20 protein-coding genes are annotated in these 22,955 nt (G+C 71.4%); 7 read left to right on the top strand and 13 right to left on the bottom strand.

What is annotated here, in order from left to right; genetic code table 11:
- Positions 1-70: 70 nt before the first annotated feature.
- Together IPQ09_14540 and IPQ09_14535 are read left to right on the top strand one after the other, a co-directional pair.
- Positions 71-1,717: a hypothetical protein gene (locus IPQ09_14540; GenBank protein ID MBL0195419.1), complete on the top strand. Its 1,647-nt coding sequence runs from the start codon at positions 71-73 to the stop codon at positions 1,715-1,717.
- Positions 1,714-2,616, top strand: coding sequence for a hypothetical protein (locus IPQ09_14535; protein ID MBL0195418.1), 903 nt, complete (start codon positions 1,714-1,716; stop codon positions 2,614-2,616). The genes IPQ09_14540 and IPQ09_14535 overlap by 4 nt, the downstream gene beginning before the upstream one ends.
- Positions 2,617-2,633: 17 nt before the next feature.
- Here the strand turns inward: IPQ09_14535 and IPQ09_14530 are convergent, their stop codons facing one another.
- From IPQ09_14530 to IPQ09_14500, 7 genes are all read right to left on the bottom strand, one after another.
- Positions 2,634-3,197: a BPTI/Kunitz domain-containing protein gene (locus tag IPQ09_14530; GenBank protein ID MBL0195417.1), complete on the bottom strand. Its 564-nt coding sequence runs from the start codon at positions 3,195-3,197 to the stop codon at positions 2,634-2,636.
- Positions 3,194-4,087 (bottom strand): hypothetical protein, encoded by an 894-nt coding sequence (locus IPQ09_14525; protein ID MBL0195416.1) that lies wholly within the window; start codon positions 4,085-4,087, stop codon positions 3,194-3,196. Before IPQ09_14525 ends, IPQ09_14530 begins: the two co-directional genes overlap by 4 nt.
- Before the next feature lie 97 nt (positions 4,088-4,184).
- Entirely contained in the window at positions 4,185-4,688 is a 504-nt protein-coding gene (locus IPQ09_14520) for a hypothetical protein (protein MBL0195415.1), read from the bottom strand.
- A 7-nt stretch (positions 4,689-4,695) separates the two neighbouring features.
- Complete coding sequence (locus IPQ09_14515; GenBank protein ID MBL0195414.1) at positions 4,696-5,376, bottom strand: hypothetical protein; 681 nt, start codon at positions 5,374-5,376, stop codon at positions 4,696-4,698.
- A gap of 224 nt (positions 5,377-5,600) precedes the next feature.
- Complete coding sequence (locus IPQ09_14510; protein ID MBL0195413.1) at positions 5,601-6,290, bottom strand: YggS family pyridoxal phosphate-dependent enzyme; 690 nt, start codon at positions 6,288-6,290, stop codon at positions 5,601-5,603.
- Positions 6,287-7,099: a methyltransferase domain-containing protein gene (locus IPQ09_14505; protein MBL0195412.1), complete on the bottom strand. Its 813-nt coding sequence runs from the start codon at positions 7,097-7,099 to the stop codon at positions 6,287-6,289. Before IPQ09_14505 ends, IPQ09_14510 begins: the two co-directional genes overlap by 4 nt.
- 95 nt (positions 7,100-7,194) lie before the next feature.
- The gene (locus IPQ09_14500) at positions 7,195-7,437 is read right to left on the bottom strand and encodes a DNA-directed RNA polymerase subunit omega (GenBank protein MBL0195411.1); all 243 of its coding nucleotides are present in this window, start codon (positions 7,435-7,437) and stop codon (positions 7,195-7,197) included.
- 112 nt (positions 7,438-7,549) lie between these two features.
- Between IPQ09_14500 and IPQ09_14495 the strand changes: the two genes are divergently transcribed.
- Both IPQ09_14495 and IPQ09_14490 read left to right on the top strand, forming a co-directional pair.
- A complete protein-coding gene (locus IPQ09_14495) occupies positions 7,550-8,299 on the top strand; it encodes a histidine phosphatase family protein (GenBank protein MBL0195410.1) in 750 nt (249 codons plus the stop codon).
- A complete protein-coding gene (locus IPQ09_14490) occupies positions 8,296-9,636 on the top strand; it encodes an MATE family efflux transporter (protein MBL0195409.1) in 1,341 nt (446 codons plus the stop codon). The genes IPQ09_14495 and IPQ09_14490 overlap by 4 nt, the downstream gene beginning before the upstream one ends.
- A gap of 112 nt (positions 9,637-9,748) precedes the next feature.
- On the opposite strand, the gene IPQ09_14485 is transcribed toward IPQ09_14490, so the two are convergent.
- From IPQ09_14485 to IPQ09_14470, 4 genes are all read right to left on the bottom strand, one after another.
- Positions 9,749-10,051: a hypothetical protein gene (locus tag IPQ09_14485; protein ID MBL0195408.1), complete on the bottom strand. Its 303-nt coding sequence runs from the start codon at positions 10,049-10,051 to the stop codon at positions 9,749-9,751.
- Positions 10,048-10,527: a hypothetical protein gene (locus IPQ09_14480; GenBank protein ID MBL0195407.1), complete on the bottom strand. Its 480-nt coding sequence runs from the start codon at positions 10,525-10,527 to the stop codon at positions 10,048-10,050. The genes IPQ09_14485 and IPQ09_14480 overlap by 4 nt, the downstream gene beginning before the upstream one ends.
- 109 nt (positions 10,528-10,636) lie before the next feature.
- On the bottom strand, positions 10,637-12,076 hold the full coding sequence (gene hflX, locus IPQ09_14475) for a GTPase HflX (GenBank protein ID MBL0195406.1): 1,440 nt from the start codon (positions 12,074-12,076) through the stop codon (positions 10,637-10,639).
- A 33-nt stretch (positions 12,077-12,109) separates the two neighbouring features.
- On the bottom strand, positions 12,110-13,510 hold the full coding sequence (locus IPQ09_14470; protein ID MBL0195405.1) for a 3-deoxy-7-phosphoheptulonate synthase: 1,401 nt from the start codon (positions 13,508-13,510) through the stop codon (positions 12,110-12,112).
- A gap of 176 nt (positions 13,511-13,686) precedes the next feature.
- On the opposite strand from IPQ09_14470, the gene IPQ09_14465 reads away from it, so the two are divergent.
- Positions 13,687-14,823 carry an MFS transporter gene (locus IPQ09_14465; protein MBL0195404.1) on the top strand — a complete coding sequence of 379 codons (1,137 nt, stop codon included), beginning with the start codon at positions 13,687-13,689 and terminating at the stop codon, positions 14,821-14,823.
- Positions 14,824-14,829: 6 nt separating this feature from the next.
- Here IPQ09_14465 and IPQ09_14460 read toward each other — a convergent pair whose 3' ends face one another.
- Positions 14,830-15,825, bottom strand: coding sequence for a hypothetical protein (locus tag IPQ09_14460; protein ID MBL0195403.1), 996 nt, complete (start codon positions 15,823-15,825; stop codon positions 14,830-14,832).
- Between the two features lie 67 nt (positions 15,826-15,892).
- The gene (dctA, locus tag IPQ09_14455) at positions 15,893-17,242 is read right to left on the bottom strand and encodes a C4-dicarboxylate transporter DctA (protein ID MBL0195402.1); all 1,350 of its coding nucleotides are present in this window, start codon (positions 17,240-17,242) and stop codon (positions 15,893-15,895) included.
- A 145-nt stretch (positions 17,243-17,387) separates the two neighbouring features.
- Between dctA and IPQ09_14450 the strand changes: the two genes are divergently transcribed.
- On the top strand, positions 17,388-20,012 hold the full coding sequence (locus tag IPQ09_14450; GenBank protein MBL0195401.1) for an SIS domain-containing protein: 2,625 nt from the start codon (positions 17,388-17,390) through the stop codon (positions 20,010-20,012).
- A gap of 279 nt (positions 20,013-20,291) precedes the next feature.
- The gene (locus IPQ09_14445) at positions 20,292-22,949 is read left to right on the top strand and encodes a protein kinase (protein ID MBL0195400.1); all 2,658 of its coding nucleotides are present in this window, start codon (positions 20,292-20,294) and stop codon (positions 22,947-22,949) included.
- The last annotated feature ends 6 nt before the right edge of the window (positions 22,950-22,955 follow it).

Here is a 22,955-nt window from a genome sequence, read left to right as displayed (position 1 = left end):
GCACCGCGACGTGCTACGCCACCCCTCGCTACTCCTCGACTTCACGAGGGATTTCATCCGCTGGAGACTCATGAGCCTCAGGACCCGTCGCCTCGGATTCCTCGTCGCGTGCGCGGGGGCGGTCGGGTGGGTCGCTTCATGCGGCCAAGCGGACAGCGCCGCGCCGTCGTCGGCCGATGGGGCGGTCGGGAGCAGCAGCGGCAGCGGCAGCAGCACCCCGCCCGTCCCCCCCAGCGCCCTGCCCGAGGGCGGCGTCTCCACGCCGCCGGACGCCGGGCCGGTCCTTCGCCTCGTCTCGCCCTCCGCCGCCGAGACGCCGTGGGCACGCGAGAGCGAGCACGCGGTCCTCTGGGGGGACGTGCCCACTCAGAAGTACGCGCGGAACCCCTTTTCCAGCGCTCGTAGCGTCACGATCTCCTACAGCCTCGACGAGGGCGCGACCTGGACGAGCGTCCCGCGACACGACCGAGAGACCGGACGCCTCATGGTGGACGAGGTCGCCCGGCGGGCCCGGATCACCGTCCCGGCGACTGGCGGGACCACCATTCGCGTGCGCGTCACGGCCGGACGCCACCAAGTCGACAGCCGGTCGATCCCGCTCATCCCTTCGCAGAAGCGCAAGTACTCGTTTGTGCGCGTAACCGAACAGTTGCCGATCCGGCCGCGCGACGGCGCCTGCGGTCTCGTGCACGACGGCGCGATGTGGTTGCTCGGCGGCTGGAACCCCGACAATCCGCTCGCGTACCCCGCGATCACGGCGAACGACGTCTGGCGCAGCACCGACGCGAGCACGTGGCAGCTCATCAAGCCCAACACGTTTTACGACCCCGCGACCTTCGACAGCTCGAGCGACTGGAGCGGGCGGCATACGATGGGCTGCGTCACGCACGCCGGGAAGATGTTCATCGTCGGTGGCGACGGCGTCCACACACCCACACGTGACGTGTGGAGCTCGACGGACGGCGTCGCGTGGACCCGCGTCTCGGCAAATACGAACTACCCTGCGCGGGTGCTTCAGCCGGTGTTCAGCTTCCAGGACAAGCTCTGGGTGGTGAGCGGGCAGACATTTTTCAGCGAGTTCACCCTGGCCTACCCAGACGTGTGGTCCTCCCAGAACGGGGCGACGTGGACCCGTGTCCCAACGGAGGGCCCGCTTTGGGCGCCTCGCGGCATGATCTTCGGACCAGCCGTCTTCAAGGGCCGCATGTGGCTCGTCTCGGGCGGACTCTACGACGAGCCGAGCCGCCCCGAGCGCGTGCAATACGACGACGTCTGGAGCAGCGCGGACGGCGTGAATTGGCGGCGCGATCTCGAGCACACGCCGTTCATTCCTCGTCACATGCTCAACGTCGACGTCTTCGACGACCGCCTCTGGGTCCTCGGCGGCGCCTCGAACGAGCAGGTGCTCGGCCAGACAAGCAACCTGAGGGATGTGTTTTACACCGCGGATGGGTCCAACTGGTATGAGCTCGTGACTCCTCCGGGCTACATAGGGCGCCACGCCGCGTCTACCTGGCAGTTCCGGGACGCGCTCTACTTGGGACTCGGGAACACCGAAAACGAGGACCTCCCTAGCCTCGGCGACTCCGAAGACGCCGGCGCCGACGACGGGGGCGCGGCGGAAGCGGGCCTCGCAGACTCGGAGGTTGACGCGGGCCCCGTCGTGCCGGTCGACCGCTGGATCGCCGACATGTGGAAGATTTCGGTCGAACCTTGAACCCGCCCGTCGGACGCCTCGCGGAGCGCCTGCGCTTCCTCCCGCTAACGATCGCCAGCTGTGGCATCTTGCTCCACTGCAGCAGCACGCCGGCCGCGCCTGCGCCCCCGCCGGCACCCCCGCCGACGCCTGGGCCGGACGCGGCGCTGCCGGTCGACGCTTTCCCCCCCCCGGTCGACGCTTCCCCCCCGCCGGTGGTGGACGCCGCGAAGCCGTGCGGTACGCCCGGGAAGCTCGACGTCGAGCCGCGGCTGGACGGGCGGTATCGCGGAACGCAGGTCGCGAGCCCTGAAGTGAACGTGCGGCTCGTCGACGCCTGCCTAGGCTCCGTGGCGCCGGTTCGCGGCGCTGGGATTGTGCGGGTGAGCCCATCGACCGGAGCCGCGTTCTACGTGAGGGTCGAATCGGTGACTCCGGGGTACTACCCGAGCGCAAGCGAGATCTGGAACTTCGAGTACCCAGACCTTCGCGCCGACGTGGTGGTACCCCTCATCTCGCAGGGCGCCCTGGACCCGCAGTTGGCCGGCAGCCCCGTTCCGGACCCGTTCGCGGGCGTGTTCAACCCGTCAAAGGCCCACTTCCTGGTCGAGGTCGACCCGGTCGGCGCCTGCGATACCGGCGGCTACCAACTGACCGTCGTCGACCACCCCGAGGCCAGAATCAGCTATGGCGGGAGTACCTTCACACCCGAGCCGTCCCTCGAGGCGACCGTCACGAGCGACGTGGCGTTCGCCTTCATCTCAAACGTGAACCCTGGTCCGGGGGCGCTTGAAGTCGCAGGGAAGCGCGGCGCCTGCCATGTGGCGCCGCCGACGCTCGTCGTGCCCGTGAACACGGGCAAGTACCCGATCATCGCGGGGACCGTGACCCGCGTCCAGCTCGTGAGCACCGCCGAGTAGCGCGACGGCACGGGCTGCTACAGGCAGACCTTGATGCAGTCGCGGCAGTTCGCGCAGCTCGCTCCGCAATTGCACGCGGCGGGGGCGCCGCACGCGCCGGCGTCGTCGCACGGCTCAGCGCACCGCGGCACCGAGGCTTGGAACACGCACCGCGCCGAGCCGCCGCAGTCGGTGATCTCGCACGGGTTCGCGACCGCCGGGGCGCAGACCGCGGCACACTCGGCTACATCCTTGAAGTTGTTCGCGTTCCCTCCGCAGCCGCCGTACACGAAGGGCTCGCAGCGGCCGGTTCCGGAGTTGAACCAGAAGCGCGGAATGGCGGCCTCGCACGGCCCGACCACCCTCGGGAGGCCGCAGGCGCCAGAGTCGCTTGACGCTTCGAGTGAGGCGTCACGCGAGGCGCTGTCGGGGGCGGCGGCGTCGGGCGGAGTCGCGTCCACGAGCGGAGGCGCGTCGCTTGGCGGGGAAGCCGAGTCGGTGGCTCCCGCGTCGTCGGAAGACTTCACGAAGCCATCGCAGCCCGGCGCCGCGACGGCGAACAGCGAGAGCCCGAGGGCGAGGGCGAGGGCGAGGCGCTTCATGGCGTGAGTATCCGTCGTTCTACGCGGCGGTCAACCGCCGTGCCCCGTCTCGCGCCGCCTTTTTCCGCTGCGTCCGCGCGCGCGCCCGCCACGCCGCCAGCGCAGCCCGCTACCGTCGCCCGGCGAAGGAGGCCACGCAGGCCCACGAAGGCCGCCACGCCAGCCCAGGGCGCCGCGAGATAGAAGGCATGCAGCGCTCGCGTGCCGTGCACGAGGTCGAGCGCGAGCGCGGTCCGCTCCGGGTGCCCCACCTCGCGGATCTCGAGCACCGCGTAGCCAAGGTACTCCACCACACCCAGCACGGCCCCATAACCCAGCACGGTCACCGCGAGGGCCTTGAGGCGCGAGGCGAGTCGCGCCTCGAAGAGGGCATATCCCTCGCCGATCGCGATGAACCCAAGAGTCCAAAGAAAGAATGCCCACCAGCAGAGGCCCGGGGAGTTGAAGAGGGGGCGGCTGTAGTGGTATCCGTAATTGCCGACCCACTCGAAGGCGATCGCGACCGCCATCAGCGCGGCCGCCGCGTGCCGGGTGGTTCGCGCTCGACCTGGCCCGGGGGTCGCCGCGCATCGCCGCACGAGCTGGGTCGCCACGAGCGCGCCGAGCGACCCTACCACTACGTCGGTCACCTGGTCTTTCAAGGTCTCGGGGTGGAAGGCGTGGAACGCGACGTAGATGAACGCGAGCTCCACGAGCTCGTACGCGACGAGCGCGGCGACGAGCCAGGCCCAAGGTCGCCGCGCGCGGAGCGCGAGGACCACGAGCATGACGAAAAAGCCCGAGTACAGGTGCGCGAGCGACCAGAGGTCGAAGAAGAAGAACGGCCCCTCGACGAGCTTCGTGTAGAGCCACGAGGTGCGCGAGAGGAGCTCGTTCCCCGCTTCGTTCATGCCTTCCTCCCTTCGGACGGGCGGCACAGGACGGTCGCCCCGGGGCTCACCTCCAGGTTCATGGCGACACCTCGCCTGCCGCGCGGGCTCGCCACGTTCATGGTGTCGCGCCTCGTCTCCGCGCGAGCGCGGTGCGCGCCCGAGAGGCCGCTGCGAGGGCTGACGCGAGCGCGAGCGTGACGACCGCGTGGGCGCCCAGCGCGTACGCGAACCCCAGGCCGAAGAGGGTGAGCGTGGCGACGAGCAAGAGCGCCGCGCCGAGACACGTGGCCCAGGCGAGCGCCCACAGTCGGATCCGCTCGGTCTCTTCGGTCTCCACACGATCGCGGGCGAAGGCCATGAAGAAGAGCCCCCCGAAGAGGAGGAGCGCCGCCATCTCGAGAGTCACGTTCTTCTCGATGACCTGGAAGCTCTTCGACTCGAAGTAGCGCGCGTGCAGCGCGAACACCTTCACGTCGAGGAGGCGCGGGCGAAAGCCGCGCGCGAGCGCCGCGAAGCCGAGCGCACCCCCGGCGACCGTGAGCGCGAGCCCGGCGGGCCGTAGCGCTGCCGGGAGCCACGGGAGCGCGGCCGGGGGCCGCTGCGAGGACGGCGCGCCCACCCTGCGCTCAGTTCTTCGACAGCACGTACGAGCTCATCGTGCTGCCGTCATCGGCCACCGCCTCGACGTGGACGATACCGAATTTGTGATTCGCGCGAATGACGATCTTCTTGATCCCCGGGATACGCGAGTCCTGCTCGATCGTCATGGTCTTGATACTGAAGAAGCCATACGGGAAGTCGTCCTTGTCCGACTTGGCGACCACCGTGCGCGTGATGACCACGCCGTCCGACTTGGAGACCTTGTAGGTGTCGCCGACGTTGCCCGCGTACTTCACGACCGTGTGCGGCTTGCCGTCCTTGTTGAAGAAGTCCTGGACGCCCTCTGTCGTGACGCGGAACTTCACCTCGGTGTCGACCGTGCCGTCGGCCTTCTTCGCCGAGGCGGGGATGAGCGCGGCGAACTTGGCGATCCGCGGGTCCTTCGTCGGATCGGCGGTCACCCGCGCCGTGACGAGGCCGCCTTCGTTCTTCGTGATCGTCATGCGCGCGTTCACGTCGACCGAGTCGGCTCCCACCTTCACCGTGCCGAGCGAGACCACGTTCCCTACCTGCGCGGCAGGAACGTTCGTGTCGCCCCCGAGCACGTCGAGCGGGATTTCCGCGGGAGGGGTCGAGCTCGAGCACGAGATGGCCGCCGCCATCGTCACCAAACCGAGTCCGCCAGCGAGCCAACGACGCGTGTGCATGCCGTCCTCCTTCGTTGCCCAGGATCTTGCAGAGATCGTGCCGTCTTGGGCCGATGGGAGTCGTAGAGTTCTCGCGGGGTTGCGGCGACGCTCTCGTTCGAGACGCGCAATTCGTGCGCGTGGTGTCACAGTTTGCGCCGATGCCGCGGGCGCGGCTGAGTGGCGCGCGACCGGTGCCCGCGGTCGGGTGGGTGCGGGCTCCGCGGCGGCGACGAGGTGCAGAGTCAGGCGCGCCGCTCGCCGAAAATCGCCGTACCTACGCGTACATAGGTGGCGCCTTCGGCGATCGCGACGTCGAGATCGTCGCTCATGCCCATGCTGAGCTCGGGGAGCGACGGCGCGGCGACGTTGCGCAAGGTGCGCAGCGTGGAGAACACGCGTCGCGCGGCCTCGCGGTCGCCGGCGGGCGGCACGGTCATGAGGCCGCGGAGGGCGAGGGCGGGCTCCGCGGCGACGCGGGCCGCGATTTCGGGGAGCTCTGCGGCCGACATGCCGTGCTTCTGCGCCTCGCCGCCCAGGTTCACCTCGAGGAGCACCGCGAGCGGCGGGAGGCCGAGCGCGAGCCTTCGGCGTCCGAGCTCGCGCGCCACGCTCGCGGCGTCGATCGCGTGGACGACCGAAGCCCACCGCGCGACGACCTTCGCTTTGTTCGACTGCAGGTGCCCGATGAAGTGCCACTCGAGGTCGGTCAGGTCGGCGAGCGCCTCGGCCTTCTCGCCGAGCTCCTGGGCGTAGTTCTCGCCGAAGCGGCGCTGGCCGAGCGCGTAGGCCTCCCGGATCGCTTCGATGGGCTGGCGCTTCGACACGCACACGAGCTTCACCTCGCCCGGCGCTCGCGCCGCAGCGCGCTCCGCCTCGGCGATCCGTCCGAGCACGCGCTGGAGGCGATCGGCGAGGCGGCCTTCGAGGGTCACGCGCCCCCCCGTGTCCGCGTCTGCGCGCGCCCAACCGCGGGGCGAGGTCGTGCGTGCCAGACCATCACGTCGCTGTCGCGCGTGAGCGGGCCGCCGAAGAAGTCACCGAACACCGAGCGGCGCGTGAACCCGTTGTAGTGCAGCAGCGCCTCCCACTCCTTCGGGTAGTACTGCCGGTGCGCGAGCACGGTCGCGAACGGGGCGCGCGGCGGCTCGGGGAAGAACTGCATCGTCACGAGCAGCACCTGCGTCGCGGGATCGTAGTCGAAGAGCTCTTTGTAGCGGACGAGCCCCTCGGTCGGGTGGCGGAAGCGGGGCGCGCCGTAGGGGCGCTCGGGGTCGCGCGCGAGGTTCTCCGCGAGCGGCACCGACAGGTCCACGACGAGCTCGCCGCCCGGGGCCAGGTGGTGTCTCACCGTAGCAAAAAAGCGCTCGACATCGTCGCGCGTGTACAGGTGAAGCGCCGTGTTGAACGGGCAGAACACGCGCGCGAAACGCCTCCGGAGGCGCGCGGCGCGGATGTCGCCCTCGACCACGCGCACCCGGGCGCGCACCTCGGGAGGCTCGTCCGCGAGGCGCGCGCGGAGGTCGGCGAGCATCGGGCGCGAGTGGTCGAGCGCCACGACCTCGACGCCGTGGCGCGCGAGCGGCAGGGTGATGCGTCCATTGCCCGCCCCGAGCTCGAGCACCGGCCCGCGGGCGCGCTTGCCTTGCTCCACGTAGTACCGCACGTCGGCGTCGCGAGCCGCGTACGTGTGCGTGTAGTATGCAGGGTCCGCGTAGTGCGCGAACGAGCCGAGCCTGCGCAGCGCGGCGGCGGGATCGGTCGGGGTGGAGGGGGTCTTCGCGCGCTGCGCGCGCGGCGCACGGGGCGCACGCGCGGCGGGCGGCGAGACCGCTCGGCTCAAGGCTGGCCGGCGCGCGCCTTGGCGTCGATCCACTCCGAGACGACGTCGTTGCTCGAGCGGTCGTAGTGCACCTTGCCCGCCGCGATCTCGCGGAGCGCCGTGACGGCCGCCTTGTTCTTCGACGGGACGAGCGAAGGCTGACCCTTCATGAGCTGGCGCGTGCGGGTGGCCGCGAGCAGCACCAGGGCGAAGCGGTTCTCTTCACGCTCGAGGCAGTCTTCGACGGTGACACGCGCCATGGGGTAATCCTTCAGCGAGGCCCCGCGCGGGCGGGGCGATAACGACGGGGCAGGACCACTTAGCCTTCCTTGCCCGAGACCGCAAGCGTGTGGCAGAAGGAGAGCCCCGACCATGCCTTTTTCTGGTCCATGCGCGCGCCTCTTCCTCGTGCGCCACGGCGAGACCGACGACAACCACTCGGGGGTGTATCAGGGGCAAGGCGGCCGGGGCATCAACGCGCGCGGCCGCGTGCAGGCCGAGAAGCTCGCGCTCCGGCTCGCCGAGCTCGAGCCCGGAGTCGATCTCCACGCGCTCTACAGCTCCGACCTCGAGCGCGCGGTGGACACCGCGACGGTGCTCTCGCAGGTCCTCGGGCTCGAGGTGCGCGTCGACGAGGGTCTGCGCGAGGTGTACGTCGGCACCTGGCAGGGCAAGACCGCGCGCGAGGTCGAGACGCTCTTCCCGGAAGAGCACGCCGCGTGGCGGGCCGGCCTCGACGTGCCGCGCGGCGGCGGCGAGACCTACGCCGAGCTCGCGGCCCGCGTGGGCGAGGCGGTCGACCGCGCGGTGCTCGCGGCGTCGTCGGCGGCCCAGGCGGCGTCGGGGCCGAGCGCGCGCTGCCACGTGATGGTCGTCTCGCACGGCGCCGCCATCAAGGCCTACGTAGCGGGCGTGCTGGGCTCCCGAGGCGGCGTCGCCGACGCCATGAGGCGCCTCGGCCCGCTCGCGAACACGTCGGTCACCGTGCTCGAGCGCGAGCCCAACGGCGCCGCCCGCCTCGTCTCCTGGAACGATGTCGCGCACCTCCGCGACGCCGTGCTCACTGCCGCCAAGACCGCCTCGCCGCCGCCGGCTGCTCGCTCCTCGCGGCGACTCCCATGAGCGGGGCGACCCGCAGAGAGCTCGCCGAGCTCCTCCGCCTCGCCTGGCCCATCGCGGTGGCGCAGCTCGGGCTCATGCTGCTCGGCCTCGTCGACGTCGCGTTCCTCGGGCGCGTGTCGGTCGCCGATCTCGGGGGCGCGTCCATCGGGCGCTCGGTCGGCTTCGCAGCGATGGCCGTGTGCATCGGGATCGCGGGGGCGCTCGAGCCGCTCGCGTCGCAGGCCGTCGGGGCGGGCGAGCGGGGTCGGGCGTGGGGCGCGCTCACGCGGACGCTCGGCGCGCTCGCGCTCGTGTGGGTGCCCACCGTGCTGCTCGCGTGGGCGATCACGCTCGCCCTGCCGGCGCTCGGCGTCGAGGCGTCTCTCGTGGCGCCGGCCCGGGCGTACCTGGTCGCGCAGGCGCCGAGCATGTTCTTGTTTCCTGCGTTCCTCGCGATCAAGTCGTTCCTCCAGGCGCACGGCGAGACGCGCCCGGCGCTGGTCGCCGCCGTGGTCGCGAACGTGGTGAACGTGGCGGCGTGCGCGCTGCTCGTCCAAGGCGACGCGGCGCTCGTCGCGGTGGGGCTGCCGGCCGTGGGCCTGCGCCCGCGGGGCGCCCTCGGGGCCGGAGTCGCGAACGCGCTCGCCAACCTGGTGCTCGTCGTCGTCGTGCTGCGCGCCGCGCTCCGACGCCGCGAGGCCTCGTCGGACGGCGCCCCGACCCTCGCCCGGGTGTTCGGTCTCGGTGTCCCGATGGGTCTGCAGCTCAGCGCAGAGATCGGGGTTTTTGCGGCCGTGGGCGTCATCGCCGGCCTCCTGGGCGAGCACGCGGTCTCCGCCCATCAGATCGTCATCGGCCTCTCGAGCTTCACCTTCATGGGCGCGCAGGGCATCTCCAGCGCCACGAGCGTGCGCGTGGGCTACGCCGTGGGCGAGGGCCGGTCCGCGCGCCGCCCGGGCCTGCTCGGTCTCGCGGTAGGTGCAACCTACATGGGAGTCGCGAGCCTCGTGTTCTTCCTCGTGCCGGCGTTCCTCGTGGGCCTGTTCACCAAAGACGCGCGCGTCATCGGCACGGCCGTCGCGCTCATGCGGGTGGCGATGCTCTTCCAGGTGTTCGACGGGGTACAGAGCGTCGCGGCCGGCGCGCTGCGCGGGGCGGGCGACGTGAAGTTCCCGTTCTGGGCCAACGTGGGCGCACACTGGGCCGTCGGCTGCCCGCTCGCGCTGCTCCTCTGTTTTCGCTTCGGGATGGGCGCCCCTGGCCTCTGGTGGGGGCTCTTCGCCGGGCTCGTCGTGGTCTCTGCGCTCCTCGCGCGGCGCTTCGTGGTGCTCTCGCGGGGGCGCATCGCGCGCGTATAGTCGCCGCCTCGGGTCTCGACTCGTGGCGCCCCGACACGGGGGAAAATGAGAGCGGGCCCGCGTCGCGTCGGGGGACGGCGAGCGGGCCCAGCGGGAGGCGCGAGGCGCGGCGCTACTTGATCTCGGCCTCGAGCTTCGCGAGCTCGCTGTCGAGGCTCGCCTCCGTGATCGCGCCCGACTCCTCCTCGAAGTCCTCTTCGGTCGGGGTGTCGTCCTCGACGGCCGCGACCGCCGACGGAGCCGCGGAGGGCGCCGCGCTCGCCGCCGCGCTCGGCACGGCCGAGGGCGTAGGCGGGGTCACCGCGGGCACGTCGGGGGCCTTCTTGTCGTCGCAACCAGCCAGCGACGCGACGGCGGCGACGCTCAGCGCGCCGAAGACAAGGGATACGAGGGAGACCTTCGTCGAGCGCTTCACTTTGCACCTCCCGAGGCGGCCGGCGCGGCCTGGCCCTTGAGCTCGTCCATCTTCTTCTGGTGGCGGGCCTTTTCCTTCTCCATCGCCGCGGCGGCGCGCTTCGCGATGGCGTCCTTCTTCCCTTCCTTCGCGAGGTGCTCGATGCGGCGGAGGCGAGACATGCGCCGCATGTGGACGCGCATCTCCTCCTTCACACCCGGCTTCTTCAGGATCTCGCCCCACTTTGCGCGCATCTCGGCGAGGTGCTCCTGGCGGCGCTTCTTGCGGGCCTCGCGGAGCTCGTCCGCGGCCTGCTTGACGTCCTTCTTCTCATCGGCGACGCCGCCGTCGTTCTTGCGCGCCTCCTTGAGCTCCTTCTTCTCCTCCTTGAGTTTCTCTTTTGCTTCCTTGACCGGGCCCGCGGCGATCGCCGGCGGCGCAGCGGCCACCAGCGTCCCGAGCAGCACGGCCGCCCACCATAGAGAGCGAATCTTCATCGTCCGCATGCTCGCACTTTCTCGCGCGAGCCGCCAAACTCCCTGTGAGCGGCGCCGCCCGCACGACACGACGCGGGTCGGTGAGGGCTCCCGACCTCACCGTGTCGGGTCACTCGGCTCGTCGAAGCCCACGTTTCTCCAGGCGATCGAGCGTCTCAGCGTCGCCCCGCGCGCGGACGCGCACGCCCGCCTCGCCATACTCTTCCCCCACGACGCGCGCGTGCTCGTGCAGCTCCGCGACGCGCGCCTGTTCCGCGTAGGGCACCAGGTACGCGCGCTCCTCGTCTCGTTCGTCGAAGAACGCGAGGATGTACTCCCGCAGGGCCGCGACGCCGGCCGGGTCGTGCGCGGAGACGAGCAGCGCGTCCGGGTACTCGGCCGCGAGCAGGCGCGCCGCGTTCTCGCTGAGCAGGTCGGTCTTGTTCAGGACGATGCGGCTGGGCACGCTCGTCGCGCCGATCTCGGCGAGGACCTCGCGGGTCACCTCGAGCTGCGCCCGGAACGTGGCGTCCGAGGCGTCGACGACGTGGAGGAGCAGCGAAGCCTCGTGGGCCTCGTCGAGGGTGGACTTGAACGACGCGACGAGATCGTGCGGGAGCTTCTTGATGAAGCCCACCGTGTCAGACACGAGCACGCGCGGCTTCACCTCGGGGTGGAGCGCGCGCACGGTCGTGTCGAGCGTGGCGAAGAGCTTGTTCTCGACCAGCACGTGGCTGCCGGTGAGCGCGCGCATGAGCGACGACTTTCCGGCGTTCGTGTAGCCGACCAGCGCCACGCGGCGCGCGCTCTGGCGGAGGGCCCGCCGGTTGTCGTGGTCCTTCTGGACGAGCTCGAGCTCCTCTTTGAGCTCGGCGATGCGATCGCGGATCTTGCGCCGATCGAGCTCGAGCGCGGCCTCGCCGGCGCCGCGCCCCGCCTGGCGCTCCTTGCCGGTGGGTGACTCGCGCAGGCGCGGGGCCGTGTACGCGAGGCGCGCGATCTCGACCTGGAGCTTCGCCTCGCGGCTCTTCGCGTGGCGGTGGAAGATCTCCACGATGATGCCCGTGCGGTCGAGCACCTGGACGCCGGTGGCGCGCTCCAGGTTTCGCGCCTGGCTCGGCGTGATGTCGTGGTCGATGGCGACGAGGGCGAAGGGACTCACGGTCTCCTCGTGGGGCTGCCGGTGTCCGCGCGGGGCGTCGTCGTCGTGGCCGTGGCCCCGGGCGTGCTGGGCGTGTGCGTGCTCGTTGGCGTGGTCCTCGCGCGCGCCTTGTTCGCCCTCGCGCCGCACGCGGGCCTTGTCCTTCGTGCGCGGCACCGTGGTGCCGGTGTGCCCGCTACCGCCGGTCGCCTCGGCGAGGTCGTGGAGCCGGCCCTCGCCGAGCACGGCGGCTGGCGACAAGCTGTCGCGCTTCTGCGTGACCACGAGGTCGGGCTCGTAGCCCAGCGTGGTCACGAGCCGCGCGAGCTCGTCGAGGCTCGCCTGGAAAGAGGTCGGGTCGGTGTCGGGGAGCTGCACCCCCACGAGCACCGCCCGCGGACGCGAGTCGCGCTTTGCCGTTTCGTGCACGGCGCCTCGTTAGCAAATCTCTGCGCCGCGCGCCTACGTTCCGTGCACCGCCGGCGCGGGCCGTCTCCCGAGCCGCTTCGCGATGCAGAAGGCCATCTCGAGCGCCTGCCGGTAGTTGAGGCGCGGATCGCAGACGCTGGCGTAGTTGCGATCGAGGTCCCCCTCGCCCAGGCCGCCGCCGGTACACTCGGTGACGTCCTCCCCGGTGAGCTCGAAGTGGACCCCCCCGAGGTGCGTGCCCGAGGCCTCGAGGACGTCGAAGGTCGACTCGATCTCGCGCAGGATGTCGCCGAGGTCTCGGGTCTTCACGCCGGCGGCCGTGGTGGTCGTGTTGCCGTGCATCGGGTCGCACACGAAGAGCACGCGGCGACCGGCGCGCCGTACGGCCTCGGCCACGGCAGGCAGCCGCTCTTCGACGCGCGAGCTGCCCATGCGCGTGATGAGCAGGAGCTTCCCGGGCGTGTTCGCGGGGTCCAGGCGCTCGACCAACCGGAGCGTATCGTCGGGGGTGGCGGAGGGGCCGAGCTTCACGCCCACGGTGTTCTGGAGGCCGCGGAAATACTCGACGTGCGCGCCGTCGAGGTCGCGCGTGCGATCGCCGAGCCAGGGCAGGTGGGTGGTCAGGTTGTAGTGGCCCTCGCGCCGCGGCACTCGGCGAGTCTGCGCCGACTCGTAGCGCAGGTTGAGCCCCTCGTGGCTCGTGAAGAACTCGACCCGCGTGAGGTGGTCGACGGTGCGCTCGCCGAGCGCCTCCATGAAGCGGAGCGACTCGGCCAGGGCCCGCGAGGTGTGCGTGTATTCCGCACGGAGATCGGACGACAGCCCGGCGCGCGAGAGGAAGGCGAGGTCCCACTGCTCGGGGTGGTGCATGTCGGCGAAGCCGCCCTCGACCAGCGAGCGAACGAAGTTCAGCGTCATGGCGGCGTGCGAGTACGCCGCGAGCATCGCCCTCGGGTCGAGCCGGCGCGCCTCCTCCGTGAACTCGGCGCGGTTCACGAGGTCGCCGAAGTAGCTCGGGAGGCGCACGCCGTCGCGCACCTCCTCGGGCGACGAGCGCGGCTTCGCGTATTGCCCGGCGAGGCGCCCCACTCGGATGACGGGCCGCTTGCCGCCGTGGACCAGCACGAGCGACATCTGCAGCAAGATTTTGAGCTTGCTCGCGATGATGCCCGGCTGGCAGTCGTCCAGAGTCTCGGCGCAGTCGCCCCCTTGCAGGAGGAAGCGCCGGTCCTCCTGCGCGTCGGCGACCAGCGCCTTCAGCCGCTCGACCTCCCAGGAGGTGACGAGCGGTGGCAGCGACGAGAGCTTGCGCGTCACCGCGTCGACCTCGCTGCCTTCGCCGTCCAAGCTGGGGTAGGGGGCGTGCCGTCCGAGCGGGCGGTTACGCCAGGAGTCGGGGGTCCACGCGAGTGGCTGTTCCGGGCGTTGGGTCACGAGCCGGGCTTCTAGCAGCCGCTAGCGCTCCCGCGAAGGTCGTCGCGCCGCAGAGTCTTTGCTACGGTCGGGCGGTGCCGGAGGTCGAAGACGCGCCCGACTCCACGAGCGACGCGCGCGAGGCGACGGTGGTGTTCCTGGTGGGGGCCGTCCAGTTCGTCAATATCCTTGACTTTATGATGGTGAGCCCGCTCGGCCCCTTCATGTCGAAGGCCCTCGCGTTCGCTCAGTCCGACGCGGGCTGGGTCACCGGGAGCTACACCGCCGCGGCGGCCGTCTCGGGCTTCGCGGGCGCGTTCTTCCTCGACCGGTTCGAGCGAAAGCTCGCGCTCTCCGTCGCGCTCGTGGGGCTCGCGGCGGGCACGCTCGCCGGCGCCTTCGCGTGGAGCCTCCACTCGCTGCTCGCCGCGCGCGTCCTCGCGGGGCTCTTCGGCGGTCCTGCGACGTCGATCGCGATGTCGATCATCGCCGACGTGGTCCCCACCGCGCGCCGGGGCAAGGCCATGGGCAAGGTCATGGGCGCCTTCGCGGCGGCCTCCGTGCTGGGCGTTCCGTTCGGGCTCGAGCTCGCGCAGCGCGTCTCGTGGCGGGCACCCTTCGTCTTCACCGCGGGCCTCGGCCTCGCGGTCTCGGGCGTCGCGCTCGCGCGGCTGCCCGTGCTGCGGGGCCACATCGACGACCGGCGCGAGCGCTCGATGTGGGGAGAGCTCCGTACCCTCGCGCAGGCCGAGATCCTCCTCTCGTTCGGCATGACGTGGGTCGCGATGGGCGCCTCGTTCGTCCTCGTCCCCAACATCGCGGCGTACACCCTGCTGAACCTCGGCTTCCCAGCGGGGCGCCTCGGTCTGCTCTACATGGCGGGCGGCGCGCTCAGCTTCGCGACGATGCGCGCGGTCGGTCCGCTCGTCGACCGCTTCGGCTCGGCGCGCGTGGGCACGGTGGGGACGCTGCTCCTCACCGTCGTGATTGTCCTCGGGTTCGCGCTCACTCCGCCGGCGATCCCGGTCGTCGCCATTTTCATGGGCTTCATGTTCTCGATGAGCATTCGCAACCTCTCGTACAACACCCTCACGAGCAAGGTGCCGGAGCCCTCGCAACGCGCGGCGTTCATGAGCGTGCAGTCGGCGGTGCAGCACCTCGCGTCGGCGACGGGCGCGATCGTCTCGGCGACGTTGCTGGCGGAGCGTGCCGACCGGTCGCTCGTGGGCATGGACCGCGTCGCGCTGCTCTCCGTAGGGCTCGGGCTGCTCCTGCCACCGATGCTGTTCGCGGTCGAGGCCCGGGTGCGCCGCAGGGCGGAGGCGCGCTCGTAGCGCTCGCTACACCCTCGACAGCTCGTCCAGCAGCTCGCGCTCCGAGACCAGCCCTTTGCGGAGCAGCAGTGAGAGCAGCGCGGCCACGTAGGCCTCCCATCGCGGGTTCTCGCCTAGGATCTCCGGGGCGTCCGCGCCGTGGGTGCGCGCGCGGAGGGCGCTCACGATGTCGCGGGCCGTGATCTTCCCCTCTTCGCCGCCCTTCGCCGAGGGCACGAGCACGGTCGTGCCGTCGAGCAACGTCAGCGAGGAGCTCGTGCGTCGTCGCACCCCGCGCAACGAGTCCGGTCCGGACTCCGGGGCCTCGGGCGCGCTCGCCGGTGCGCGTGGCGCCGCCGGGGCTTGCGGCTCGGCCGGGGCTGCAGGAGCGGGCGGCGGCGCGGGGGGCGCGGGCGACGGCGGCGGTGGAGCAGGCGGCGCCGGCGGCGGCGCCTGGACCGCGCTTTGAGGTGGCGGCCGGTGAGGGACGTCGCGCCGGGTCGCCTTGAGGTCGCCAAGCGGGTCGGGCGCCCGCTCCACGCGCGCCCCGGCGGCGGAGGCGGCGGGCGGCGCGGCGCCGTAGTGGGTGCGAATGGTCGCCTGGATGTCCGACGTCGAGGCGATCATCGGGCGCGTGGGCAGGCCCGCGAGGCGTGAGACCTCTGCGAGGGCGGCCTCGTTGGTGGGATCGTCCGTCGCCACGTAGAGGGTCTCGCCCTGCCCACGGACGTTCCTCACGAAGATCGGTACGAGGGCGTATTTCTCAGCAAATTCGCGGGGTATCCGCGCGAGGAGCTGCGGAGAGAAGTCCACGTGGTAGAGCGACACCCACGGCACGCTGAGCACCTGGCTGAGCGCCTGGGTCACCTGCTGCTCTGTCACGAGGCCCCGCGCGGCGAGCGCCTGGCCAAGCTTCTGGCCGGGCTCCTTGGAGCGCACGACGGCGTCGAGGTCGGCCCTCGCGAGCAGGCCCGCGCTCACGAGCAGCTCTCCGAGTCGAGGTCTCTCCGGTGCTTCCGCCACGAGCGAAGCCTACGAAAGCGCCCTCACTCGGGCCAACTCCTTGCGTGCCGTTCGCGCGCCGCCTCCGCTACTCGGGCTCCGGTGCCTGGCGGCGAGCCTCGCCCGCCAGCGCCGCGCGGGCCCGCTCGAGGTCGAGCGCCCCCTCGGACCGCGCGACCACCAGGGTCGCCACCGCGTTCCCCACGAAGTTCGTGAGGGATCTCGCCTCGCTCATGAACCGATCGACGCCGAGCAGCAGCGTGAGCCCCGCGACGGGCACGCTGCCTGTGGCCGCGAGGGTCGCCGCGAGGGTGATGAAGCCGCTCCCCGTCACGCCCGCCGCCCCCTTGGACGTCACGAGCAGCACGGCGAGCAGCGAGAGCTCGTCGCGGAGCGTCAGCTGGACGTCCAGCGCTTGGGCCACGAACAGAGACGCGAGCGTGAGGTAGATGCAGGTGCCGTCGAGGTTGAACGAGTACCCCGTGGGCACGACGAGGCGCACGATCTCCGGCTTCGCGCCGAGCCCTTCCAGCTTGGCCATGAGGCGGGGCAGCGCCGACTCCGACGACGACGTGCCGAGCACGATGACGAGCTCCTCGCGGAGGTAGCGGAGCAGCCGCACCATCGAGAGGCCGAGGGTGGCGCGCAGCACGCCGGCGAGCACCACGAACACGAAGAAGAGCGCGGTGGCGTAGAAGGTGCCCATCAGCTTCGCGAGGCTGCCCAGCGTGCCGACCCCGAACTTCCCGATCGTGTAGGCCATCGCCCCGAACGCCCCGAGCGGCGCCGCCCTCATCACGAGCCCCACGATCGCGAAGAGCACCTTCGAGGCGCGCTCGAGCGCCTCGGTCGCGAACGCGCCGCGCGCGCCGAGAGACGCGATCGCGAGGCCCGTGAGCACGCCGAGCACGAGCACCTGGAGGATCTCGCCGCTAGTGAACGCGGAGACGAAGCTCTCGGGGATCATCGCGAGCAGGTGCGCGACGAAGCCGTGGGGGCGCGGCGCCGCGAGCGAGGCGTCGAGCGCCTTCGTGTCGAGCGCGGCGGCGTTCGCGTGCACTCCCGCGCCTGGCTTGACGAGGTGCACGACGCCGAGGCCGAGGCCGAGCGCGACGGTCGTCATGATCTCGAAGTAGAGGAGCGCCTTGCCGCCGACCCGCCCGACCTGCTTGAGGTCGCCCATGCCCGCGATCCCCGCGGCCACCGTGCAGAACACGATCGGCGCGATGAGCATCTTGATGAGCTTGACGAAGGCGTCGCCGAGCGGACGCATCGCGACGCCCCACTCCGGGCGTAGCGCGCCGAGCGCGACGCCGATCGCGATGGCGACGAGCACCTGCACGTAAAGACCGGGCCGCCGGGTGCGCCCGGCGCGCGGCTTCGGCGCCCCGTGCGGGTGGGGGCTCTCTTCGGGCGCGGGGCCCGCGGCGGGCGGCACCCCGCGAGCCTACCGCAGCGCGCCCGCGTTTGGGGCCCGGCGTCGCGCGCGCCCGTCGCCGCGGCCCGCTCAACCCGAGCGGCGAAGGCCGAGGGCGCGCAGCATGCGGGCCTCGCCTCGGCGGGGTGTGCTAGGAGGTCGCGCCATGTGCGGAGTCATTGGCCTCGTCTACGAACACGACCGCGACGACCTCGGGCAGGTGGCGGCAGAGCTGCTGAAGACGCTCGAGTACCGCGGGTACGACTCCACCGGCGCGGCCGTCCAGGGGGCCACCCTCGACGTGACGCTGGCAAAAGGGGTGGGCGCGCCCTCCGTGATGGTGCACGAGCTCGGCATCACGCGCCTCGCGGGCCGCGTGTTCTGCGGGCAGGTGCGCTGGGCGACGTTCGGCGCGGTGAACGCCGAGAACTCGCAGCCGCACGTCGTGCGCTGCAAGACCTTCCTCTACGGCGCGCACAACGGCAACGTCACCAACTGCGACGACCTGAAGGCCTGGCTGCTCTCCGAGGGGCACGCCGTGCTGTCCGACAACGACGGTGAGATGGTGGTGCACACGGTCGAGCACTTCTTCGCTCGGGAGCTCGAGCGCTGGGTCGACCAGCCAGGCGTCTCCGCGGCCGACGCGCGCCGACGCTGCATGCGCGCGGCGATCCTCGCGGCAGCGGCGAAGCTCGAGGGCTCGTACGCCGCGGTCATCGTCGACCCGGTCACGCGCGTCCTCTGGGCCATCAAGCAGGGCTCCAGCCTCTACTTTGGCTTCGGCAGCGACAAGGCCGGCGGGCGCTTCGCGATCGCTTCGTCCGACCTCTCGAGCGTGCTGAAGCTCACGCGCGTGGTCGTGCCGCTCGCAGAGGGCGAGCTCGTCGAGTACGAGCCCGGCGCCCACACGCTCTACGCGGTCCGCGATCGCACGGTGAAGGGCCCGACGGGCGCCACTCGCGTCGTCGCGGGTGAGGTGCTCGCGCGCGAGCCGGTCCGCAGCCGCCTGCGCACGAAGGACACAGCGCTCGTGCCGCCGTTCGAGTCGTTCATGGACCAGGAGATCAGCGCGCAGGAGCAGACCGCCCGCGACGTGATCACGCTGTTCCTCGGCGGAAGCGACGCGGCGCGCGCTGCCACCCCGCTCGGCTCGCTCACGGCGCTCCCCGACCTCGCGCCCCGCCTCGACGCGCTCCGGGACGCCTACGACGACGACCGCATCCGCGCGCTCTTCCACGAGCTCGTCGACCTCCCCGCGTTCCAGGGCCTCCTCGCGCGCGTCCCCCCTGCGGTCGAGCGCGCGCGCGCCTTCCACTCGGCGGAGGGGGGCTTCTTCGCCGACCTCTTGCCCATGGCGCGAGGCGCCGGCGACACGGTGGCGGTGCGCCTCCTCGACGCGATGATCGAGGCCGACGAGGTCCGCGAGTACGCTCACGCGGTCGAGCGCTTCGGCGCGATGTGCCTCGAGGCGGTCGCGCGCCGTGGTCGAATCTACGTCATCTGCTGTGGGAGCTCGTACCACGCCGCCAAAGTGGCGAGCCTTTACTTCAATGAGCTCGCGCACATAGAGCTCACGCCGGTCCTCCCGGGGGAGTTCCGGGGGCAGTCGTCCTCGTCGCTCAAGGACGGCGATCTGGTCGTCGCCGTGAGCCAGAGCGGCGAGACCAAAGACCTCATCGACGTGCTCAACGACGTCATCGCCACCGGCCTCGACGTGAAGCGCATCGGGCTCGTCAACAACGTGAACTCGACCCTGGCCCAGGAGAAGAGCGAGCTGCTCATCCCGCTTCGCTGCGGCCCGGAGATCGCGGTGCCGGCGACCAAGAGCTTCATGAACCAGATGGTGCTCTTCTACTGCCTGGCGCTCCACGTCGCCGAGCGTCGCGCCGACGATCTCGCGAAGACCGCGGAGGGGCGGGCGTTCGCCGCGAGTGAGCTCGCGCGCCGCCGGGAGAAGCTCGTCTCCCTCCCGGCGCTCATCCGCGAGACCATCGAGAGCACCAACGCCGACATCGAGGTGGCGGCGAAGCTCCTCTACCTGCGCCCGAGCATTCACCTGCTCGCCACGCGTATCTCCGCGGTGGCGAAGGAGGGCGCGCTCAAGATCCGCGAGGTCGTCCTGAACCACACGGAGGGCTTCGAGGCCTCCGAGTTCAAACACGGCCCCAACACCATCCTCGGGTTCAACACCGTGATCGGGCCCGACCAGGTGGACGCCCTGCTGAAGCGCCTCGGGCACGCCTTGAAGGAGATCGTTCTCCGGGCGCCCGCGGCGGGGCTCGGCACCGAGTCCGTCGCCCGGCTCGTGCAGACGGCCACCGACACCGTCCTCTCGCCGGGCTCTGCCGCCTTCGCGCTCGGCGACGCCGAGCGGGCCGTCCTCGCCGCTTCGCTGGACCGCACCGAGGTGCTCGAGGAGCTCTACGCGGACTACCCGCTCATCTACACCACCGGCCCCGACGATCGCGACGTGGCGCTCACCGTCTCGCAGATCAACACCCACAAAATCCGCGGCTCGTGCACCGTCGTCATCGCGGAGGAGCACCCGGCGCTCCTCGGCGCGGGGGCGAAGGCCCCGGCCGACAACCCCGAGTACCGCTCGGTGTACGTCACGCTGCCGCGCACGAACGACACGCTGATGGCGACGTTCTCTTCCACCGTCGCGCTCCAGCGGCTCGCCCTGAAGATGAGCCTCCTGAAGAAGGCCTACCTCGACAGGCTGGGCATCGCCGACCACGGCGTGCACCCGGACGTGCCCAAGAACGTGAGCAAGTCCATCACGGTGGACTGACGATCCTCGCAGGTGCCCGTGGCCCGCTCCGCGAGTCGACCTGCCGGCCCAGGCTGACGCGCTTCGCCGGTCTCTGCGCGCGCCGCACGCCGTCGCGATCAGCGGGAGGCGCGCGTCGGTGACCCCGGAACGTATCCATCGGTGGGCACCCCCGCGAGCGTGCTCCGCCGGGGCGGCCTACACCGGGTCTCGATGAGGGGGGATGGCCCACCTCAAGCGAGACCCGCGAATTCTCTCTCTTTTCACGCGGCCTCGCGCCGAGTAGGGTGACACCGAGCCATGCTCCTTTGTCCCCAGTGCAGCACGCAGTGCGACGAGGAGCACCGCTTTTGCCCTAGCTGCGGCTTCAACCTCACGAAGATGCAGAAGAGCCCCTCGGATCCGCTCATCGGGCGGGTCCTGCCGGGCGGCTACGTCATCTTCGAGCTCATCGGGGTCGGCGGCATGGGGCGGGTCTACCGCGCCGAGCAGGTCGCGCTGAGCCGCACCGTCGCCATCAAGATCATCCACCCTCACCTCATCGGTGACGAGAGCACGGCGGCGCGCTTCATCATCGAGGCGCGCGCGGCGAGCCGGCTGAACCACCCGAACTCGGTGAGCATCATCGACTTCGGCAAGACCGAAGACGGCCAGCTTTACCTCGTCATGGAGTTTCTGCGCGGCAAGGACCTCGCGCGCATCCAGTACGAGGAAGGGCCCCTCGCGGTCCGGCGCATCGTCAGCGTGCTCAAGCAGGTGCTCGGAGCGCTCTCCGAAGCGCACCACCTCGAGATCATCCACCGCGACCTGAAGCCCGAGAACATCATCCTCGAGCCCACGCGCACCGGCGTCGACTTCGTCAAGGTGGTTGACTTTGGCCTCGCCAAGATCCGCGTCGACGCGCCCGTCCGCAACGTCACCAGCGCGGGGATCGTCTGCGGCACGCCCGAGTACATGAGCCCCGAGCAAGGCCGCGGCGATCCGCTCGACGCGCGCTCCGACCTCTACGGCGTCGGCGTCATCCTCTATCAATTGCTCACGGGGCAGATCCCGTTCGAGGCCGAGTCACCTACGCAGGTCGTGCTCATGCACCTGTCGCAGCCGCCACGCGATCCTCGCGAGGTGGCGCCCGACCGGCGGCTCCCCGACGCGATCGTGGAGGTGTGTCTCCGCGCGCTCTCCAAGTCCCCCGACGACCGCTTCCCGAACGCCGACGTCTTCGCGGCGGCGCTCACGACCGCCCTCGCCGAGGTGGAGCAGCGGCACGCCCGCCAGCCCGAGGGTGGGATGGTGTGCGGCATGTGTGGCACATTGAACCCGGAGAAGCAGAAGTTCTGCGGCGAGTGCGGCGCTTCGCTCATCCGCGGCGGGGTCACTCAGCCCCCGCACGCGCAGAGCCCGCCCCGCCCGTCGGCCCCTGCGGTCGCGCGCCCGACGGGCTTCCCGCTGTCGTTCGTCGGTCGCGACGAAGACCTGGCGTGGCTCGACGATCGCCTCGCGGACGCGACGAGCTCGCTCGTCGGCGCGCGCGTCGTCGGCGAGGCCGGCATGGGCAAGTCGCGCCTGCTCCGTGAGTTCCTCGCGCGGGCGCGGAACGCGGGGCACGTAGTGGTCGAGACGGGCCCCGACGGCTTCTGGGCAGAGGTGGGCTATTTCGCGCTCCGCCGCGCGATCGTCGGGCTCGCGCAGCTCCCGGAGGGCGGCGGCACGCCGCGCGACTGGACCAACGCCGGCGCCGAGGCGCGCCGTGGGCTCGCCGACGTGTTCGCGCCGGGCAACCTCAGCGAGGGGCTCTCGCACGTCGAGCGCCGCTTCGTCGTCGCCGAGGCGCTCCGCTGGGCGGTCGTGCGCGCGAGCGAGCGCGCGGGCAACAAGCGCGTGGTCCTCGCCGTGGACGACCTGAACCTCGTCGACGGGGCGAGCCGCGCGGCGTTCGCGGACGCCGTCGGCGAGCCGCCGCTCGTGCCTGCGTTGCTCGTCGCGGCCTACCCGCCGGGCTACGATCCCGGCTGGTCGGCGAGCACGGCTTCGGCCCGCGTGCTCATGGGGCTCGGCACCGATCTGGCCATCGAGCTCGGCGCCGCGGCCGGCCAGCTCGCGTCCGTGGTCGCGCCGCGCGGGATAGCGCCGCTCTACATCGAGCAGCTCCTCCGGTTCTCGCTCGAGCAAGGCGGGACGGTCCCCTCCCGCGTCGGCGACATCATCGCGTCGCGCGTCGAGCGCCTGTGGGGCGACGCGCGTAGAGTGCTCCAGGCCGTCTGCGTCTACGGCGACGGCGTCACCGCCGAGACCCTCGTGCGCCTCGTCGCGCCCAAGACCAAGGTGAACGAGGCCCTCGAGACCCTCGAGAAGGCGGGCATGGTCGTCGGCGCGCCGCTGTGGGCCACGTGCCACCCGCTCCTGCGCGACGTCGTCCTCTCCACGATCCCGGCGGCGGTGCGCCGCGAGCTCCACGCGGTGGCCTCCGAGGTCGGCGAGAGCCTCGAAGACCCCGTCGAGATCCGCGCGATCCACCTGTTTTTCTCGCAGAACACGTTCGAGGCCCTCATCCTGCTCGAGCGCGTGAGCACGCTCTGCGAGGCTCGCGGTGACACCCCTGGCCGCATCACGGCGCTGCGCCGCGGGCTCGAGCTCGCGCGCCGCGAGCTGTTCCGGGGGGAGCTGGAGGATCCCGTGCGCGCCGTGCTCATCTTCGCGCGCAAGCTGGGCCACGCGCTCACCTCCTCGGGGCAATTCACCGACGCCGAGGGCGTGCTGCGCGAGGCGCTCGACATGGCCGGCCCGAGCGGGGCTGAGCGCGCGCGCGTGCTCGGGGCGCTGGCGCAGGTCTCGATCGGGCGCGATCGCCCACGCGACGCCGAGCGCTACCTCGCCGAGGCGCTCCCGCTCGCGTTCGAGTCGGGGTCGAAGGACCTCCTGCTGTCGCTCGAGCAAATGAAGCGGGCGATCGTCTCCTGAGGCCGG

This window comes from Myxococcales bacterium, from assembly GCA_016720545.1.
Taxonomy (GTDB): Bacteria; Myxococcota_A; Polyangia; order Polyangiales; family Polyangiaceae; genus JAAFHV01.
The sequence above is the reverse complement of the archived record's forward strand: the minus strand, read 5'-3'. Positions and strand labels throughout refer to the sequence as shown.

Excerpts from the sequence above, each read along its gene's own strand:
- IPQ09_14525 (MBL0195416.1), bottom strand. The coding sequence starts at position 4,087 with ATGAACGAAGCGGGGAACGAGCTCCTCTCGCGCACCTCGTGGCTCTAC.
- IPQ09_14530 (MBL0195417.1), bottom strand. The coding sequence starts at position 3,197 with ATGAAGCGCCTCGCCCTCGCCCTCGCCCTCGGGCTCTCGCTGTTCGCC.
- IPQ09_14480 (MBL0195407.1), bottom strand. The coding sequence starts at position 10,527 with ATGAAGATTCGCTCTCTATGGTGGGCGGCCGTGCTGCTCGGGACGCTG.
- IPQ09_14500 (MBL0195411.1), bottom strand. The coding sequence starts at position 7,437 with ATGGCGCGTGTCACCGTCGAAGACTGCCTCGAGCGTGAAGAGAACCGC.
- IPQ09_14495 (MBL0195410.1), top strand. The coding sequence starts at position 7,550 with ATGCCTTTTTCTGGTCCATGCGCGCGCCTCTTCCTCGTGCGCCACGGC.
- IPQ09_14445 (MBL0195400.1), top strand. The coding sequence starts at position 20,292 with ATGCTCCTTTGTCCCCAGTGCAGCACGCAGTGCGACGAGGAGCACCGC.
- IPQ09_14540 (MBL0195419.1), top strand. The coding sequence starts at position 71 with ATGAGCCTCAGGACCCGTCGCCTCGGATTCCTCGTCGCGTGCGCGGGG.
- IPQ09_14515 (MBL0195414.1), bottom strand. The coding sequence starts at position 5,376 with ATGCACACGCGTCGTTGGCTCGCTGGCGGACTCGGTTTGGTGACGATG.
- IPQ09_14450 (MBL0195401.1), top strand. The coding sequence starts at position 17,388 with ATGTGCGGAGTCATTGGCCTCGTCTACGAACACGACCGCGACGACCTC.
- IPQ09_14465 (MBL0195404.1), top strand. The coding sequence starts at position 13,687 with ATGATGGTGAGCCCGCTCGGCCCCTTCATGTCGAAGGCCCTCGCGTTC.
- IPQ09_14490 (MBL0195409.1), top strand. The coding sequence starts at position 8,296 with ATGAGCGGGGCGACCCGCAGAGAGCTCGCCGAGCTCCTCCGCCTCGCC.